This is a genomic window from Kitasatospora sp. NPDC056783, from assembly GCF_042789895.1.
In the GTDB taxonomy this organism is placed as follows: domain Bacteria; phylum Actinomycetota; class Actinomycetes; order Streptomycetales; family Streptomycetaceae; genus Kitasatospora.
In genome coordinates this window covers 1-915 of record NZ_JBHUAF010000598.1, presented here as the reverse complement: position 1 = coordinate 915, position 915 = coordinate 1, and the positions used below count along the sequence as shown (strand labels likewise).

At 72.9% G+C, this 915-nt stretch carries 1 protein-coding gene; it reads left to right on the top strand.

The features are described 5' to 3' along the window. The first annotated feature begins 239 nt into the window (after positions 1 to 239). Positions 240 to 887 (top strand): HNH endonuclease family protein, encoded by a 648-nt coding sequence (locus ACFRMQ_RS39635; protein ID WP_380735757.1) that lies wholly within the window; start codon positions 240 to 242, stop codon positions 885 to 887. Positions 888 to 915: the final 28 nt, after the last annotated feature.

Below are 915 nucleotides of genomic sequence, written 5' to 3'. Positions count from 1 at the left end.
GGGGGTGGCCGGGGCCGGGGGGGGGGGGCGGGCCCCCCCCCCCCCCTCACCCCCCCCGCCCCGGGCCGCACGCCCCCAAAACCCCACAAAAACTCCGGCCGGGGCGCCGCCCGGGGCCCCCCCCACGTCTGTTGTGCACAAGGATTTCACTTCCCGGATCTACCCGCGTAGGTGACGGGGTCGCCACACTGGCGCACGCAAATCAGCAGTTCATCCGATCTGATGATGGAGCGTCCGCCATGGCCCTCACCACGTCCGCACGTCGATTCCTGTCCTGCATACCGGCCGCCGCCGCCCTCGCCGCCGCGACCGTGCTCACGACCGGCACCCCGGCCCAGGCCGCCCTGCCGACCCCGATCTCCGCGACCATCGCCCGGAGCTACCTCGCCGCGATGCCCGCCACCCCGGAGACCCACGGGGACACCTACGACCGCACGCTGTTCCCGACCTGGATCACCATCAGCGGCACCTGCGACACCCGCGAGTGGGTCGTGAAGCGGGACGGCAGCAACGTCGCCACCGACACCTCCTGCAAGGCCACCAGCGGCAGTTGGTCCTCGCCGTACGACGGCGCGACCACCACCAACGCCTCCTCCTTCGACGTCGACCACGTGGTGCCGCTCTCCGAGGCCTGGGCCTCCGGCGCGTGGAGCTGGACCACCGACCAGCGCAAGGCCTTCGCCAACGACGTCACCCGCCCCCAGCTGCTGCTGGTCTCGGCGAGCAGCAACCGCTCCAAGGGCGACCGCGACCCGGCCGAGTGGCTCCCGCAGGCCTCGTACCGCTGCACCTACGCCCGCGCCTGGGTGCAGGTCAAGCAGTACTACGGCCTGAGCGTGGACGGCGCCGAGAAGAGCGCGCTGACCGGCATCCTCGACGCCTGCTGAACCCGGCGCCTCCCGCGGCCCGGCGCTC